Annotated in this window: 14 protein-coding genes; 4 read left to right on the top strand and 10 right to left on the bottom strand. The window is 44.4% G+C overall.

Going from position 1 to position 16,181, the window contains the following annotated elements:
• Positions 1 to 113: 113 nt before the first annotated feature.
• Together L0657_RS22590 and L0657_RS22585 are read left to right on the top strand one after the other, a co-directional pair.
• Positions 114 to 3,197 (top strand): TonB-dependent receptor, encoded by a 3,084-nt coding sequence (locus tag L0657_RS22590; protein WP_235153038.1) that lies wholly within the window; start codon positions 114 to 116, stop codon positions 3,195 to 3,197.
• A gap of 45 nt (positions 3,198 to 3,242) precedes the next feature.
• Positions 3,243 to 4,991: a RagB/SusD family nutrient uptake outer membrane protein gene (locus tag L0657_RS22585; RefSeq protein ID WP_235153037.1), complete on the top strand. Its 1,749-nt coding sequence runs from the start codon at positions 3,243 to 3,245 to the stop codon at positions 4,989 to 4,991.
• A gap of 123 nt (positions 4,992 to 5,114) precedes the next feature.
• Here L0657_RS22585 and L0657_RS22580 read toward each other — a convergent pair whose 3' ends face one another.
• The 3 genes from L0657_RS22580 to L0657_RS27965 form a co-directional block, all read right to left on the bottom strand.
• Entirely contained in the window at positions 5,115 to 6,323 is a 1,209-nt protein-coding gene (locus tag L0657_RS22580) for a CehA/McbA family metallohydrolase (RefSeq protein WP_235153036.1), read from the bottom strand.
• Between the two features lie 393 nt (positions 6,324 to 6,716).
• Positions 6,717 to 6,953 carry an IS3 family transposase gene (locus L0657_RS28190; protein WP_409015098.1) on the bottom strand — a complete coding sequence of 79 codons (237 nt, stop codon included), beginning with the start codon at positions 6,951 to 6,953 and terminating at the stop codon, positions 6,717 to 6,719.
• 247 nt (positions 6,954 to 7,200) lie between these two features.
• Positions 7,201 to 7,332, bottom strand: a complete 132-nt coding sequence (locus tag L0657_RS27965; protein ID WP_255718206.1) for a hypothetical protein — start codon at positions 7,330 to 7,332, stop codon at positions 7,201 to 7,203.
• An 82-nt stretch (positions 7,333 to 7,414) separates the two neighbouring features.
• On the opposite strand from L0657_RS27965, the gene L0657_RS22575 reads away from it, so the two are divergent.
• Both L0657_RS22575 and L0657_RS22570 read left to right on the top strand, forming a co-directional pair.
• On the top strand, positions 7,415 to 7,561 hold the full coding sequence (locus tag L0657_RS22575; RefSeq protein ID WP_235153035.1) for a hypothetical protein: 147 nt from the start codon (positions 7,415 to 7,417) through the stop codon (positions 7,559 to 7,561).
• Entirely contained in the window at positions 7,558 to 8,001 is a 444-nt protein-coding gene (locus tag L0657_RS22570) for a tyrosine-type recombinase/integrase (protein ID WP_235153034.1), read from the top strand. The genes L0657_RS22575 and L0657_RS22570 overlap by 4 nt, the downstream gene beginning before the upstream one ends.
• A gap of 595 nt (positions 8,002 to 8,596) precedes the next feature.
• Here L0657_RS22570 and L0657_RS22565 read toward each other — a convergent pair.
• The 7 genes from L0657_RS22565 to L0657_RS22535 all read right to left on the bottom strand — a co-directional run bounded on the left by L0657_RS22565 (position 8,597) and on the right by L0657_RS22535 (position 16,180).
• On the bottom strand, positions 8,597 to 10,531 hold the full coding sequence (locus L0657_RS22565; RefSeq protein WP_235153033.1) for a T9SS type A sorting domain-containing protein: 1,935 nt from the start codon (positions 10,529 to 10,531) through the stop codon (positions 8,597 to 8,599).
• A gap of 91 nt (positions 10,532 to 10,622) precedes the next feature.
• On the bottom strand, positions 10,623 to 11,393 hold the full coding sequence (locus L0657_RS22560) for an SDR family NAD(P)-dependent oxidoreductase (protein WP_235153032.1): 771 nt from the start codon (positions 11,391 to 11,393) through the stop codon (positions 10,623 to 10,625).
• 82 nt (positions 11,394 to 11,475) lie between these two features.
• Positions 11,476 to 12,507 carry a zinc-binding dehydrogenase gene (locus tag L0657_RS22555; RefSeq protein ID WP_235153031.1) on the bottom strand — a complete coding sequence of 344 codons (1,032 nt, stop codon included), beginning with the start codon at positions 12,505 to 12,507 and terminating at the stop codon, positions 11,476 to 11,478.
• Positions 12,508 to 12,561: 54 nt separating this feature from the next.
• Positions 12,562 to 12,942, bottom strand: a complete 381-nt coding sequence (locus L0657_RS22550) for a VOC family protein (RefSeq protein WP_235153030.1) — start codon at positions 12,940 to 12,942, stop codon at positions 12,562 to 12,564.
• On the bottom strand, positions 12,939 to 13,334 hold the full coding sequence (locus L0657_RS22545) for a VOC family protein (RefSeq protein ID WP_235153029.1): 396 nt from the start codon (positions 13,332 to 13,334) through the stop codon (positions 12,939 to 12,941). The genes L0657_RS22550 and L0657_RS22545 overlap by 4 nt, the downstream gene beginning before the upstream one ends.
• The gene (locus tag L0657_RS22540) at positions 13,331 to 14,122 is read right to left on the bottom strand and encodes a sialate O-acetylesterase (RefSeq protein WP_235153028.1); all 792 of its coding nucleotides are present in this window, start codon (positions 14,120 to 14,122) and stop codon (positions 13,331 to 13,333) included. Before L0657_RS22540 ends, L0657_RS22545 begins: the two co-directional genes overlap by 4 nt.
• A 3-nt stretch (positions 14,123 to 14,125) precedes the next feature.
• A complete protein-coding gene (locus L0657_RS22535) occupies positions 14,126 to 16,180 on the bottom strand; it encodes a heparinase II/III family protein (protein ID WP_235153027.1) in 2,055 nt (684 codons plus the stop codon).
• Between the last annotated feature and the right edge of the window lies 1 nt (position 16,181).

Genomic DNA, 16,181 nt, shown 5'->3' with positions numbered 1-16,181 from the left:
ATATTGTCGGAAAGCCCTGCAAGTTTATTAATATAATGATAACGAGAAATAAGTTCCACGATACCTCGTCCAAGGTAACTTTGCATCAGATTTTTAGTAAAAACTTAAATTTTATGCGTTCAAAACTACGTCTATCAAAGCTCGTATGTCTTTCCGCATGTTTGCCTTTGGTTGTGTTTAATACTTACAACGCTCAGGCATTCACTGTGAATGTTAATACCAAGCTTTTATTTCAGGCAGAAAGTTTATCTGCAAATGCAGCGTCTGTTGCACAGTCCATCTCGGGTTCTGTTACAGATGAAGCCGGGGCGCCGCTGCCGGGCGCAACGGTTGTCGTTAAAGGAACAACAAGGGGCACATCAACGAATGCCGAAGGGAAATTTGTCATCGAAGCCGATGCAAATGCTGTCCTCCAAGTTTCTTTTATTGGATATGCTACAAAGTCAGTTCCATTGAATGGTGAATCGTCCATCGTAATTCAGCTAAGCCAGGACCTTTCGCAATTGAGCGAAGTTGTGGTTGTGGGTTACGGTACGCAGAAAAGATCGGACATTACCGGTGCCATTTCTTCAATTAGCAGCGAAAGTTTTAACCGCGGTGTTGTTACCAACCCTGGCGAATTGCTGCAAGGTAAATTGGCAGGTGTTTCCATCGCTGCAAACAGTGGTGAACCCGGAGCTGCGCAAGACATTATTATCAGGGGTATTGGTAGTTTGCGCTCAGGAACGCAGCCATTGTATGTGGTTGACGGATTTTTGCTGGATAATTCAGCCACCGGTGTTCCCACCAATCCGCTTAACTTTATCAACCCAAGCGATATTGAAAGTATCGATGTACTGAAAGACGCGAGTGCAACAGCTGTGTATGGATCCAGAGCGTCTAACGGGGTTGTGGTAATTACCACAAAAAAGGGAAAGGGAAAACCTCAATTGACGTTGTCGGCGTCAACCGCAGTTTCGTCAATGGCCAATAAAATTAAGGTTTTTGATGGCGAAACGTTTCGCCGGGAGGTTGTAGCTGCAGGCGGAACATTGCAAGACTTTGGTGCAAACACGGACTGGCAGGATGAACTATCGCAAACAGGTGTATCAAACAACCTGAACTTGTCAATGAGCGGTGCCAATAGCGAGAATTTTTCCTATTTCACTTCCATAGGTTATCAGGATCAGGAAGGGATTTTAAAAAACAGCAGGTTGAAACGTTATTCGGGAAAGTTGAATCTTAACCAAAAGGCATTCAACGGGCGGTTGAACATCGACTATAATTTAACTGCTTCCCGCACGGAGAATTTACGCCCGGACATCATCTCCACGATGAGTGATATGTTGAGCTTGAACCCGACGATAGCTCCTTACACTGACGGGGTTCCAACCTTGTTAAATACAAACGCGTTAAACCCGCTTGCCAGGTATGATTTGTTCAGCGACAAAGCAACTAATCACCGTATTCTGGCCAATATTTCACCATCGATAGAAATCATCGACGGCCTTACTTATAAATTGAATTACGGCGTCGATTATTCTACAACAACCAGAAATCAACAATACAAGCCCTTTCCGACGGTTGTCAATGAGTCCGACGTTTCCCAGGGTGTGCTGGACAATACAATAAGCTCAAATACGAATCAGCTTGTTGAAAATACATTAACCTATAACTGGGTTCGTGACGAGCACAATGTTACGCTCCTGGCAGGTCACTCTTTTCAAAAATTTCTGGACGAAGGCAGGAACACGACATACCGCGGTTTTGCAAACAACAATATCGAACCTATTTATCAGGATCATACTAGCACAACGGCATTTCCAACTGCCGTTAGCTCGGATGCGCTAAGAAACGAGCTGCAATCTTTCTTCGGCCGTGTGAACTACATTTATGCGGATAAATACATGTTGACTGGAACATTCCGCGCCGATGGTTCTTCTAAGTTCGGAGAAAATAATAAATACGGTTATTTCCCTTCTTTCGCATTGGGATGGAACATCAGCCAGGAAGAGTTTATGAAAGGTTCGGCTTTCAACAACCTGAAATTACGCGCAAGCTGGGGACAGACTGGTAATCAGGAAATCCCGTCTAAAATTACCAAAGCCAGCTATTTGGAGCAGCGCCTGCAGACAGGGACTGGAAGCGTAAGTACTTACCCTTATGATACCGATGCTACTTCACTGCAAGGCTATCCATACGGTATTATTTTCACCAGATTGGCAAACCCTAATTTGCAATGGGAAGTTTCTACACAAATAGATTTTGGCATTGACTTCGCGTTACTCAAAAACAGATTGACGGGTACCTTGGATTATTTTAATAAGAAATCTTCCAATATACTTCTGGAAGTCGTTCCTGCCGATCCTGTTCAGCCTACTTCCAGCTACTGGACAAACATCCCGAATATGGAAATCCTTAACAACGGTGTTGAATTAACATTGAACTACCGCAGCGATCCAAAGCGTGACTTTTCGTACAACATCGGAGGTAATCTTACTTACATTCAAAATAAAGTGCAGAATTCACCTTACTCGGTTTTGGCTACCGGGGCAGCGCAGGGTTCAGGCCAGTCGGGTGCGACTATTAATGGCTATATCAATGACCAACCGCTTGGTGCATTTTATATGTATCAGTTTGATGGCATTAATCCGGAAAATGGTCAGAATCTATTCAGGGATACCAATGGAGACGGCGCGACATTGGACAATGACCGTGTTGTGGTGGGTAGCGCGATACCAAAAATCATCTACGGATATAACCTTAATTTAAAATACAAGGCTTTCGATCTGGGATTAAATTTTAATGGTGTTGCTGGTAATAAAGTTTACAACCATACAACAATGACCTTGTTTAGCAGGGCACAATTGGCTAAATCAAACAACTCAACTGATTTTGCTATTCAATACCCAAATGAAACGCTAAGCAATGCTAATGTTGTGTCAACCAGATATCTTGAAAACGGCTCATTCATGAGGTTGAACAATGCTACACTGGCCTACAATCTGAATTTTTCAGGAACCAAGCTGGAAAATGCAATTCAACGTGCCAGCATTACAATAACCGGCCAAAATCTATTTGTCATTAGCAGCTATTCAGGTTTTGATCCGGAAGTTAATACGGGATCAGCTTCGGGTGGAATCCAGACATTCGGAATTGACCGCTTTACTTACCCGAAAGCAAGAACCTTTCTGCTTGGTCTTAATGTGACATTTTAATAGAACATAAACGAATATTTACTATTTGTTGAAAAATAATTCGCAATGAAAAATTTTAAATTTTATAGACCGCTGACCGTTGCAGCATTTTTACTGGCTTTTATCGGTTGTACCACGCTCGAAGAGGATATTCTTGACGAATCGCTCACAGGAACGGGCGAAGCGGAGCTTGTAAGCGGGTCTATTGCTCCTGTATATGGCCTTCTCCGTGCTGGTGTGTGGTTGCATACAAACCAATTCGGACTTCAGGAGGTAGCTTCCGATGAAGGTATCCTTCCTTATCGCGGCGGTACAGACTGGTATGATGGCGGCAAGTTCATTGCTGTTCACCAGCATTTGATGACCCCAAGCAATGGCCTCGTTACCGATACGTGGACGCAAATAACATTAACTTTATCGAGAGCCGTAATTGCTGCGGAAAGATTGAAGGCTGCTGCTGAAAACGGCAATGCAAGTGCGCAGGTAGGTTACTACGAAATGGTAGCCATGAAGGCATACCTGAATATGTTGGCACTGGACAACTGGGGCCTGGTCTTCAAAAAAGAGCTTTCAAGTGACGTTTCTCAAATCCTGAGAGGACAGGAAGCAATTACTTATATCGAAAGCGAGCTTTTATCGGTGGTTGATGTCATCAGCAAAGACAATGACCCGGGCAGGATAAACCAGAATGCGGTAAAGGCTTTCCTGGCGCGTTTGTATTTGAACGCTGCAGTGTATAGGAATCCATACGATACGCCGGAGTTTAGAAAAGAAGATATGGATAAAGTGCTTAAATATACCGATGAAATCATAGCCGGACCGTATTCACTTTCTCCGGAATATTTCGATTTGTTTAGCGATGATAACCATACTAACAAAGAGCTCATTTTTGCACTCGATCAGCGTGGGGTATTAGAGACTGATCACCAGCGATGGGCATATTGGTCTATATCCGGTGACCAGATACCAAGGCCAGAGTTTCCAAATACGCGCGGAACAGATGCGGTCGCAGCAACTCCCGACTATTATCAAACTTGGGTTGATGCTTATGGTAATACGGATCCGGCCGATGCTGATGCACGTTTTTTCAAAAAAGAAACAAACGTACCTGCAAACCTGCAAAACCTGACAGGGGTTACGCCCTTGAACGATGCGGAGCATTATTATTCCGTAGATGCCACGCAGTTTGAAATGGACAGAGGAATTCTACGTGGCATTATCTGGGGACCGAGAAAAGACGGAAGCGGCAATATTTTAAGATCTGCAGACGGCAAGGTTAGGATATATCCGGTGATCAACAGGAGAACTAGTGGAGCGAACCTGACTTACGTAAATCATACCCGCCAGGTTGATTTTACTGGTCCGGGCAGCTTGCACAACACGGGCTACCGCTTTTCAAAGTATCAATTCAGTCATACTGCGAACAATTGCTGCAGTTACAGTAGTGTTGACCTTGTACTGGTACGCCTTGGAGAAATTTACCTGATGCGTGCCGAAGCGAAGCTGAGAAATGGTGACAACGCAGGGGCTTTGGCCGATATCAATACATTGAGAACTTCAAGAAATGCCCGGCTAGCTCAAACTCCGAAGGCGCTGACCAAAATCGACCTTGACATACTATTCCGTGAGTCAGGATTTGAGCTGTATTGGGAGGCGTTCAGAAGGACTTACCAGATCAGGTTTGGAAAATATGAAGGCAGCTGGACAGGAAAAACGGATAACAGTGTCAACAAACGGTTATTCCCAATTCCACAAAGAGCAATCGACGGAGCTTCCAGCGAAGAAGGTTTCTTAGTACAAAATCAAGGATATTAATTTCGTTTCAATAAGGATATCAATTCTGGCTTAAACAAAATATAGGCTGCCCAAAAGGGCAGCCTATATTTTGTTATGTCATCGATCAACTTTACTAAAAAAATTGTCGCGGGTTAATTCACATCAGAAATTAGGGTCAAAGTTAAAAAAGATCGGATTCGAAAGTCCTACCATATTCCCGCTGAGTTTCATAGACTCTGAAACTTGCGGATAAGGCGTTACAGGACCCTCAATGGTCACTCGGTAATAAGTTCGGTTTTCGTCCGAAGGCATATCTGTGAATTCTGCAAACAGTCCGTTTCCATCAGTCAAATCCAATGACTTCCAGAGATTGCTGCTATTTTTGAAAACATTGACTTTGTATTTGCCACCCGGAACGGTATTGCCGGCCAGCTGCACGCGAAATTTCACGGGCTTTCCTGTTGACTTTGTATTATCGCCCATCATCAGGTCCATTTTACCGTCATTGTCAAGATCAGCGGAGAACTCCACCCGAGGGCCGTATGGATTGGAACTAACAGAAACGCGTCCGTTGGTGAGAGCATCAACTACCGCCTGCCCCGTGCGCTCTTTCACGAACACCCAGGTGGTTGGCGTGCCAATGTAGTTATACCGGACACGTTTATTCTCCGGTGTATCCTCGGCCGGATTGTCCGAAAAGCCTCTGTGCGTATCGCTTCCTCCCCGCCCGGTAAGCTTGCGGCCTGAAGACAGCATATCGTCCCATATCATAATCGCTTCAACATTCTTTGGCCATACAGCCGAGTTCCAGACTTCTATCGAGTTCACCATGTCGTACGAAAAGCCGAAATGGTCTTTGCCAATCGGATGGTTGGCCGACAAATGCACGCCCAGTTCTTTTTTTACGCTGCCTATGAGTACATCACGTTGATCGCGCACATCGTACAGTTTCTGGTGATTGTAGGGCTTGGCCGCAAATACATTTCCGTGACCACGGGTAGTTGTCCATTCGGCACCATAGAGCAATATTAGCGAATCAGATTTAAAATCCGGGTCGGCCCAGGTATTGTGCGCTATATCGCCCCGCACGTGGTTATCATGGTCAGTAATGGCAATGAAGCCCATTCCTACGGACCTTGCGTAGCCAAGCGTCTTTTTCATTGTGTTGGTCACCGAATCCCTGCTGTCTGTGCTATGGACGGTGTGCACGTGGAGATCGCCTTTCAGCCAAAAACCCTGGGAAAGGCTGGCGGGAGGGGCAATGGTACCGATTTCCTTTTTGGTGTAAGGATTATCTTTGCGGTCCCGCTGCGCAAAGGCATCGTTACCTGTGAAAAATGCCGCGCCAACAAAAACTCCGGCACATACCATCCCTGTGAACGACGGTGCGGTTCCTTTTTTAGTCAAAAACATAATAAAATTATTAGGGTTATTCTCACCTTAGATTGCCAGTGAAGCTCTTTGCCGCCTATGGCAACTTTTCAAAATTCGGTCAATATACTGACGAAAATAAAGAATGCCGGGAAAAGCGGATGAAGATTATGTTATGATTTAGCTTCCCAAAGGCCATCAGGTTTCAGTGGTGTACCACCAACCCATATTGTATGTTTACATCTGAAAATAAGAATCCGGTGGCACGTTTTTATTCTTATGCGGCAGCAATTCAAAGTAATTATGAACCGCAAATTGATCCCGAGCGCTGATTTGGCCTGTCAAGTCGCTGTGGAGTAGCTCTACTTCGTCTCGGACGCTTGCTACGCAAGTTTAATCGCGCGGCGACCGTCCTTCTTCTTTGTAAACTATGTACACCCTTTTATGATTGTCCCTCCAGCCTTCTCGTTTAAGCAAAACATGAATTCTTTGATATCCATAACAAATTCGCACCTGGGCAATTTCCTTAATTCGATGACGAATAGCCGAATCGTCACGACGATGCGGTTTATAATACGGCACCGGCCGCCCGGCAACAGGATCTTTGTAAACAAACGAACATGCTCGCATAACGGCAACCCGATAATTCTTCATTAAGCTGGCGGCCAGCATCCGTTTTTGGCCGGCCTTAGAGCTTTTTTTTGAGAAAATCCTGTAACATTTGTTCGTCAAGGCTCAACCGCGGTGGCGGGCCACTCTGCTACGAGCTGTTTTAACTTTTGGTTTTCTTCTTCCAGCTTCCGAAGCTCCGGGACACCAAGACCGGCGTACTTCTTTCGATTCGGCGATCCGATTCCAGTTATATTAGGTAGCTTCGCTAACACTCATCTTCTGGCAAACTTCTGCCACCTGGACGCCGGTGTCCGCCTGGCGCAGCGCAAAAATGATGGCACCGGCCACCCTGCTGCGCTTCTGTGAATTTTGCGGCCGCCGCTGCGGTCTTTTTCATAAGCGATTTTTCTGATGGTTAAGTTATCAAAATCGCACGATTTTCTCTGGTTTTAAATGTACAGTTTTCAGGGGGGGAGTCAATGATAAAGAAGAACGGCCTTTTGGAGCTTTCCGAAGTGGAGGCGATTTATCAGAAAGAAATATCCATTGACCATATTGCCGAAGTAAAAGATGCTTTTATTTTCCAACGTTTGCCGGTTTTGCTTACTAAGATATATATAATTTGAGCCTGGAGAATATTGTTCGGGTGGGCAGGGCAGGCGAGAAGTGGCTGATTAAAGATCGGGGCAAAACAGATGTGACCGAAATGGTGCCGATCCTTCCAATTGTTCAGGGGCTAATCGATAAATATAGGAACCACTCGTACTATAAAATCAACAACCGGTCAATTCCGGTGAACAACAGCCATTACTGGAACAATGTATATTTGAAAGAATTGGCTGGAATCCGTAGGGATCTCAACACGCACCTTGCCTCACACACATTTGCAGAAGTCATGCTGAACAGTGGCGTTCCATTGGAAGATATGGGTAAAATACTGGGCGACCGAAATATCCGGACGACACAGCGTTACGCACGTGTCCGCAATAACCGGATCACTGAAAATATGGTCAGGGTGAAAGGAATACTATTTACTAAATCAGGCAAACTAAAAGCGGTAGGCTAAAAAGCAAACCAAGGCTGCTTTTTAGACAGCGGAGGGTTTTAAATTGAGACGCAGCATCAAGGACCGGTATCAAAAGTTATGCGGATCAAAAAGGCTGGAATAAGGACGACTTTTTAAGTGCATCTTCAAAGGTTGGTCCCTGCACCGGCTCGTACGTCGAAGGTATTTTAAAGGGCAGACAGTTGACGGAGCAAACGTTTAATTCCTGCCGCGGCGTCCTTTGGCTTGGCAATATCTATGGTAATGACCGGTTAAAATTTGCTTGCCAAAGAGCGCTCAGTTCAAGCCCTCAGAGCTAGAAAACACTCGCTGGCATCCTAGCAAATAACCTCAATAAAGCTCCTGACTCACTACAAAACACATCGTTACAGGGGCCCTAATATGATAATATTGCCAACAGGCTTTTTTGAAGGCCTTGCGTGGAAGCTGTGGGTCTATTTTCCGAACATGAAAAAATGTTAATTGATAGATGGCCAAAAACGAGGCCGTATTTGGCCTCTATCAACCAACATAAGCCGGTCTGGCAGCTGTGAAATTAATATCCAGTCTGATGATGAGAAGGATCATTTAGCTATTTTTAAAATTTTACACAATCTTACTTAATAAATACACGGGAAGTTTTTACACCAGATCTCTCAAAAACAATTACGTAACTTCCTTTTGCAAGAGAACTTACGTCCACCTTTGTCTCTGTCGTATTTTGCAGAACCGAACATTTCGAAATGAAATTGCCGCCAGAAGAGATTATTTGAATAAGACCATTTGCGTCTGCTGAAGATTCATGCCGCACGATAATAGAATTTGTAGCAGGATTTGGGAAAACCACAACTTTATCTAATTTTTCAGCATTTACATTAACAGCAATAATTTTACTGTATTCAAAAGTGTTATCGAGATCTATCATTTTTAAACGATAATATTGAAGTCCTTTCACCAGATTCCAATCGATAAATTTGTAACTGTTCGCTTGAATTGTATTGTTTGCAGAAACAGAGCCAATCGCCTCGAACATCATTGGGTTATTACCTTTCTCAATTACGTACTCGGATACATTTATTTCAGAAACTGTCGACCAGTGTAAGGTGATCATTTCCTTCTCCATACTTTTCTCCTGGCGTCCTGTGAAGGATACCAAAGTTACAGGGAGTACTCCTGAAACGTATTCGATCGCGCCTAAATCTGGCAGACCGGTTCTTTGAAAATCGTAAAAATCCACAGTTGAAAGTGGCGTCCCTTCTGCTTTATCAATCGCTGGTGAACCATCCATCAATCGAAAATTATTGTTTACTGCATCTTCAAATAGCGGGTCGCTTAAAATGGCGTTGGTCCCTGGATTCCCAAATACATTATTTCCAGAAGAGGGAGACGAATTTGGACCAAAAAGCAGATTATTATCCACAGTGAGGTAATTTTGAGTTCGGGTTTTTATTTGCATCGGACAGTTTGCCACAATGTTATTTCTGACCACAAAGTTGCTGTTGCTCGCGTTGTCAGCATCTATCATAATTCCGAAATTTTCGAACCTGGTGCTTCCCGCCATGCCTCCACACCTCACGACCGTGTTTTGATAAATGGAAAGGTCCCTCATAACGCCCCCCACCAGATAACCAGCGGCTTGTATGCCACCATTTGGATTGTCGTATACGATATTATCGTGTATTTTAACCCCCGTTGAAGTACCGCCTGCTTCAATGGCCGCCACAATTCCTTTGCTGCAGTCATAGACTTTATTGGCATAAACGTCAACGTTGCTTAAATTTCTCTGGTACGCGTCAATGTAGATACCCAGTCGCACAAGGTCAAAAACAATGTTGTGATGAATACTGCCGTTCTTACATTCATTTTTTGCATCAATGCCTTCACCTCCGTTGTTGATGTCAGTCATGCGGTCCGAGACAGAATTATACGCTACTTCAAAACCATTCACCGAAGCCATTGTGATACATTCGTTGGTACCTTGGGCAGCAGACGGGAATTGACAGGCCAGTTGAACCGTGTTGTTTAATACAGTAATGTTTGATGAAGCTGCACCTATTATACCGGATGAACCGGTGTTAAATGTGCTGCAATTCCGGAAGATGATATTGCTGCTGCGATTTGCGTAAAATCCTGCCCAGGTGGAATTTATGATTCTTAAACCATCAACCACGATCCAGCTCTTCGGCGTTGCAGCATCGGCACCAAGGATAGTAAAAAGTCCAAGCCTGTCACCCGAAGTCGGGCTTGCAGACATGCTCCCGTCTATGATCACACTACCTTGCACTTCTGCTCTGTAAATAATCGGCGCAACGGACGTTCCCGAATTTGCTGCGGTAATTCTTGTCGCAGGCATATATGTTCCGGACCTTATCGTTACAATATCCCCGGCAATTGCTACGCTGGCAGCCTTGTTGATGGTCAGATAAGGTTGACTCGTGGAGCCATCATTCAGATTATCATTACCATCCGTAGCGACAAAAATGTCTCTTCCAAAGGCATTAACTGTAATAAACAAAGCAATCAAAAATGCGCATTTTTTAAAACCAGTCATGTTGTTATTTGTTTAAATTTGGAAATTTTCATTAAAACCAACAGGCGGTCAAACCTGCCTCATTACATGCTAAAATTCCATGGGAGAAGCACTACCTTCCCATCCAGCCACCGTCGACAGTTAAGATTGTTCCATTGACATAATCTGATGCAGCAGAGGCGAGGAATACTGCTACTCCTTTAAAGTCCTCCACGTTGCCCCATCTGTTAGCGGGTATACGGCTCAGGATCGCTGTGTTGCGACTTTCATCGGCGCGTAACGCCGTGGTATTGTCTGTTGAAATATATCCCGGGGCGATCGCATTCACACATACTCCACTAGCTGCCCATTCATTAGCCAGGGCTTTTGTCAGCGACCCGATCCCGGCTTTGCTAGCTGCATAACCGGGCACGTTGATTCCGCCCTGAAATGTAAGCAAGGACGCCGTAAAGATGATTTTACCATGCCCTCGTTGTACCATCTCTTTTCCAAACTCCCTTGCCAGGATGAACTGAGCGTTCAGGTTTATTTCAATAATTTCGTCCCAGAATGTGTCCGGGTGCTCAGCGGCAGGTTTACGAAGGATGTTCCCCGCATTGTTTATCAATATATCTACGGATGGACATTCATTTTTCACCTTTTGGATGAGCTTATACAGGTCAGTGCGATTTTTGAAGTCGCATTGATAGCCATAAAACTGCCTTCCCAGTGCATTTATTTCCTTTTCGATTTCACTTCCAGTTGATTCAAGTGAAGCCGAAACACCGATGATATCGGCGCCCGCTTCGGCAAGTGCTATCGCCATCGCCTTTCCGATTCCGCGCTTGCAACCTGTCACCATAGCGGTTTTGCCTGTTATTTTGAAACTATCCAGTACATTCATATCTCGTCTCTGTTTACAATATGTTTTTGATTTCAGTGTGAAATCCGGCCAGTCGACCCGCAGTTGTTTGAAATGGATTTGCTTAAACAGTTGCCATCTGAGGGTTACATTCCAGAATGTATTTCATCCCGGCAGGGTTGCTGTCGATGGTTTCGAAAATCCGCCTGGCATCTTTCAAAGGGGCAATTTCAGTAATCAGTTTGTCAAGTGGTAAAACGCCGGATGCTGCCAGAGCGATTGCTTCTTCAAAGTCTTCCGGCTCATATACACGTGCCCCGATCAACTGGATTTCTTTCCAGAAAAAGCGAAACAAGTCCACCTGCCTGGGTTCCGGATGAATCGCTACCATCACAATCCTTCCGCGCACCCGGCATAGTTGTGTCATCGTCGTAACCGCTGCCTGCACACCGGAAACTTCAAAAACCACATCAGCCATCGCTCCGTCTGAAAATTTATCAACGGCTTTAACCACGTCTTCATTCAGTGGGTTGACCGTGTTGAAACCAAGCGATTGAATAAATGAAATGCGGTTTTCATTGACCTCAGAGACTAGGACATTTGCACCTTTCTGACGAGCCGTGAGTGCAATCAGAAAACCGATTGGCCCTCCTCCAAGTACGACCACGTTTTCCTCCGATTTCAGCCCGGCAAGCCTGATGTCATGGCAGGCCACAGCTAGTGGTTCAATCATAGCGCCCAGTGCCAAAGAGAGGTTTTCCGGCAAACGGTGTAGTGTAAACGCAGGTACGTTCCAGTATTGCTGCATGCCTCCCGCAGAATCGATGCCGATGAACATGAGATTTTGGCCGATATGTCTAAAACCGTTATCAGCAGAAACTTCTGTACCCGGATCTAGTGGCCGAACGGTAACTTTATCTCCTATTTGCCAGCCCGTTACACCTTCTCCAATTTCTTCAATTTCGCCCGAAACCTCATGGCCGATAATTTGAGGCGGCTTCACCCGGGCATCCATTTTGCCGTGATAGATATGTACGTCTGTGCCACAAATGCCAACATAAGCCATTTTTAGACGTACTTCCCCTGCTTTAACCGGTTGTTTTTCAACAGTTTTTAAAGTGAAGGAATGATTCCCTTCATAATGTAATGCTTCCATGTTTTGAGTTTTTTTATTACCAATACACTTAATATTGGTGCTTTTGTGGGAGTTTTATCTTTGTACCAATTGTAATGTATTTCCTTCCGGGTCTTTGAATGTGCGAACTTTTCCTCCACCCGTTGCGGGCGAAAGCGGGCTTGTCCATTCCACGTTGAATGTATCCAAATGAGCAATTCCTGCGTCAATATCATCAACACAATAAGCTACGTGTGACCAACCCAAGGTTAGGTTTGTACGCTCCGGACGAGGACTCCCGTCATTTGGTAAAATTTCTAAAATTGAATTATCAGGGGCTTTCAATAGCCATATGGGTCGGTTATCTCTGAATAGTTTTTCAAAGCCCAATGTTTCGCAATACCAATCGGCAAGCGTATCAACGTTGCCCGCGGCAACGGCAGGGTGATCTAAACCCTTGATTTTAAATGAACTCATAAATTTCTTCTTTCTAAAATTTGAATCATATTCCCTTCACAATCAAAGGCATTTCTTACTTTTCCACCGCCTATGGCATTCATTACTTCACCTCCCCAAACGATGTCTTTTGAGTCTAAAAAAGTGATGGCTTTTTCAATGTTTTCAACCCGAAAAGCCAAATGTGACCAGCCGGGCGTCCAGGTAGAGCGGCTTTGCCTGATGGTTTCATCTTTTGGCATAATTTCGAGTAAAGTATTGTCTGGTGCTTTGAGCATCCACACGGGTTTGAGCGGTTCAACGTTTCGATGTCGAAACCATTTTTCATAACCGAATACTTCACAATACCAGTCAGCCAATTTTTCGACATCATCGGCGGCAACGGCCGGGTGGTCTATTCCTATAAATTTCATTTTCTTTTTATGTAAAATGCCTGAAAAACAGCTGCATATCTTTTTCCCAATTCACGGGCTGATGGACTATCAAAATGGGTATCATCGCCTTTATGTTTTAAGGCTGTCGAACTTACGAATGCAGTGTGTTTGGTCTGGTTTGGTAATTGTTCTATTGCCTCATTTATCGTATTTGCATAAGGGTGGTTTACAATGTAAAAATCTGCTATTAATCCAGCTACAAAAGGCAAGTATTTGATTTTTAGACTTTTGCGAAAGTTTTTGACGAGCAATTCTAGTTTTGTAGAATAAACACCTGACTTTACAGAATCACTGTCTGATTCGCCTTGTTGCCATAAAATGCCTTTCAAGATACCCTTTTTCATCGCTATTTTGGTTCGTCGAATGGCATCGTCGTAGGGGTGAGTTTTAGTTGGTTCGTAATATTTTTTAGGTTCCCATACGCCAATGGGCGAACCACCCACAGCACAAGGAATGAGGCCGATCACAATATTTGTGTCCATTTTAGCCATCTCTTTGGCAAAAGCAAACCCTGGACCTACGCCTGCAACCGTCGGCTTATCAAAGTGCAAAGGTTCGGCAGCTAATTCCCATTGATTACTTTTATTGAGCATCCACACGCGCGGGTGAGTAGTTTTATCTTCGTTCTCCACAACCCCACGCCCTGCCATATTAGACTGTCCGGCCAAAAGATAGAGGTGAAATTGCTTTTTAGCAACTGTTGGTTGCCCGACAACAAAATGTGTCGGTGAAGAAAATAGGATATATAAAAAAACGATGTTTCTCATTGCTTAATCAATTCTTTCCAGTCCGTATTTCTCTTCATTTCTCTTTAAATTCCAAGTGCGTCCATGCCCTGAAATCAACGAGAAAGAATCATCATCATTGATTTTTAATGTCCAAGATTTCGTATCGCTTTTTAACGTATAGTTGTTCCGGTTTACCTCCAGATTCCAGTTAATCAACAAATCAGGTTCATCCAAGGCAATAGCATGAACAACGGTGCGACTCGCTGATTTTTCTTTTTCCGTAAAACGAAATACATAACCATCGCCTGATCTTCCTTCGCCTAATTGGTTCGGCTCGGGGTGATAAGCATCGTGCAGAAATCCGTAAACCGGAAATGAAAATGAGCCATTTCCACCATGGAAGAGCTTAATGCCGGCGTTATTTTTTTGAACAGTTAAGCAGTTATTTTCCTTGTGCCATATTGCTTTTCCATCCCGGTTATTAACCACCCAGTTCCAGACGGTATTAACCGGGTAACCGGCTGTTATACTATCGATTACAAACAGAACGTTACTTCCTGCCAAAATCCAGAACCTTGAAAATTCCTGGATAGGCTGCCCATAAGCCTTACCTACTTCCGAGCCGATGACTGAAATCACATCGTTTTTTTCACAAATCAATCGTTTATCGCCTCGTTCAATTTTCTCACCACCTTTTCCATTAACGATAATTCTTCTCGGAAAAACGCTTTTTTGCTCCAACAATGTGGCTTTTGCCAAATCTTCCTGCAAACCCAAAGATTCTTTTTCAATCAAAAAGGTACAGGTATTGTGGGTTTGTGAACTGCTTTCTAAACCATGAATGAGGTTTCTATAACAAGAATGGCCCGGGTCAGCCAAAAGCCTTTCGTTGTTATGCACCAAAATGAAACTGTTCAAATCTCCATGTAGATGGCCCAAACCGTTGAGTGGTTCGCTTCCTCCGTTGGTGGCAATGATGGTTTTCCCATGCCATGCATCTCTGATAAAAGCACTTCCATTTGAGAAATTAGTCGTCAAAGGCAAATCGGCTTCTTCGGGTGAAATGGTCTTTGATGGGTAAGTTAACAGTGGCAAAGTTAAAAATCCCCAGTCGTTTCTCATGCCCAAAGTTGCCAGGTCGTGTGGCCCTTGTTCAGGCACTATCGTGTAGTATTTTTCAAAAAGCCATTTTGACAAACCCTTTGCGGATTCAGAATGCCCACGAACCGCCATGTGCAAAAGCAGATCGCCGGAAGGGCGAAATGTGGCTGCACTGTCATTAAAATTTGCAGCTCTGGCACGTGGTTCATCGCCCCAGCCAGTGAGTGGTTTGGTATAAAACATACTTGTTACAAACCAGGCAGCCGATGAATCAAAAGATGGAAGAACATCCTGCGCGATTGAAGGGTATTTTCTAAAAACCGCTTCTTTTGCGAAACTGAGAGCCAGCAACAGGTAGTTTCCATATTGCAAAGATTCGCCGTAGGAGCCATCGTCCTGCATTGCGTTATGGCACAGTTTGAGCTCTGGAAGCAATGCAGCTACCGTTTTTTCATCCTCTAAAACGACCGCCGAAACCAACGCCCCGCTGACCATAATGCTTCGCCAATTGGCCAGATGATTATTTGTTTCAATCCATTGACGGCATAACCCGATGCCTTTTTCACGAAGTGCATCGCGGATTTCTGTTTGCTCAATTTCAGAGAATACGTTTTTTGCAAGGTCATAAACTGCGGAAATTCCCCAGCAAATATGCGCAGTTTCCAGATGACCGGTCAATGGTTCCAAATGATCACGAAAAGGCGGACCTATCCATTCATAAGCAGGTTTCCTGACGATGTCAAGGGTAATGGCATGAAGCCAGTCCGCCAGTTCAGGGGAGGAGTTAATTGCATAACACATCGCCGCATCCGACAAATATTCCGCGGCTGAATGCCACCAGATCGTAGTTGCATCCGGTCCCAGCAAATTTCCCCAGGCGACTCGCCGGTTCACTCTTTTTTGAAGTGCAGCATAGAAAATAGAAATCAACGAATCTTGTTTGCCGATTTCTCTCCCTAGGATGTCCTTCTCCGTATCATTCAAAAAAATCGCCATA

The organism is Dyadobacter sp. CY345 (assembly GCF_021502725.1).
GTDB lineage: Bacteria > Bacteroidota > Bacteroidia > Cytophagales > Spirosomataceae > Dyadobacter.
This window is presented reverse-complemented; position numbering and strand designations above follow the sequence as displayed.

Bases quoted from the DNA above. Each gene is read 5' to 3' on its own strand.
- L0657_RS22590 (WP_235153038.1), top strand. From the start codon at position 114: ATGCGTTCAAAACTACGTCTATCAAAGCTCGTATGTCTTTCCGCATGT.
- L0657_RS22585 (WP_235153037.1), top strand. From the start codon at position 3,243: ATGAAAAATTTTAAATTTTATAGACCGCTGACCGTTGCAGCATTTTTA.
- L0657_RS22580 (WP_235153036.1), bottom strand. From the start codon at position 6,323: ATGGTATGTGCCGGAGTTTTTGTTGGCGCGGCATTTTTCACAGGTAAC.
- L0657_RS28190 (WP_409015098.1), bottom strand. From the start codon at position 6,953: ATGCGAGCATGTTCGTTTGTTTACAAAGATCCTGTTGCCGGGCGGCCG.
- L0657_RS27965 (WP_255718206.1), bottom strand. From the start codon at position 7,332: ATGAAAAAGACCGCAGCGGCGGCCGCAAAATTCACAGAAGCGCAGCAG.
- L0657_RS22575 (WP_235153035.1), top strand. From the start codon at position 7,415: ATGATAAAGAAGAACGGCCTTTTGGAGCTTTCCGAAGTGGAGGCGATT.
- L0657_RS22565 (WP_235153033.1), bottom strand. From the start codon at position 10,531: ATGACTGGTTTTAAAAAATGCGCATTTTTGATTGCTTTGTTTATTACA.
- L0657_RS22560 (WP_235153032.1), bottom strand. From the start codon at position 11,393: ATGAATGTACTGGATAGTTTCAAAATAACAGGCAAAACCGCTATGGTG.
- L0657_RS22555 (WP_235153031.1), bottom strand. From the start codon at position 12,507: ATGGAAGCATTACATTATGAAGGGAATCATTCCTTCACTTTAAAAACT.
- L0657_RS22550 (WP_235153030.1), bottom strand. From the start codon at position 12,942: ATGAGTTCATTTAAAATCAAGGGTTTAGATCACCCTGCCGTTGCCGCG.
- L0657_RS22545 (WP_235153029.1), bottom strand. From the start codon at position 13,334: ATGAAATTTATAGGAATAGACCACCCGGCCGTTGCCGCCGATGATGTC.
- L0657_RS22540 (WP_235153028.1), bottom strand. From the start codon at position 14,122: ATGAGAAACATCGTTTTTTTATATATCCTATTTTCTTCACCGACACAT.
- L0657_RS22535 (WP_235153027.1), bottom strand. From the start codon at position 16,180: ATGGCGATTTTTTTGAATGATACGGAGAAGGACATCCTAGGGAGAGAA.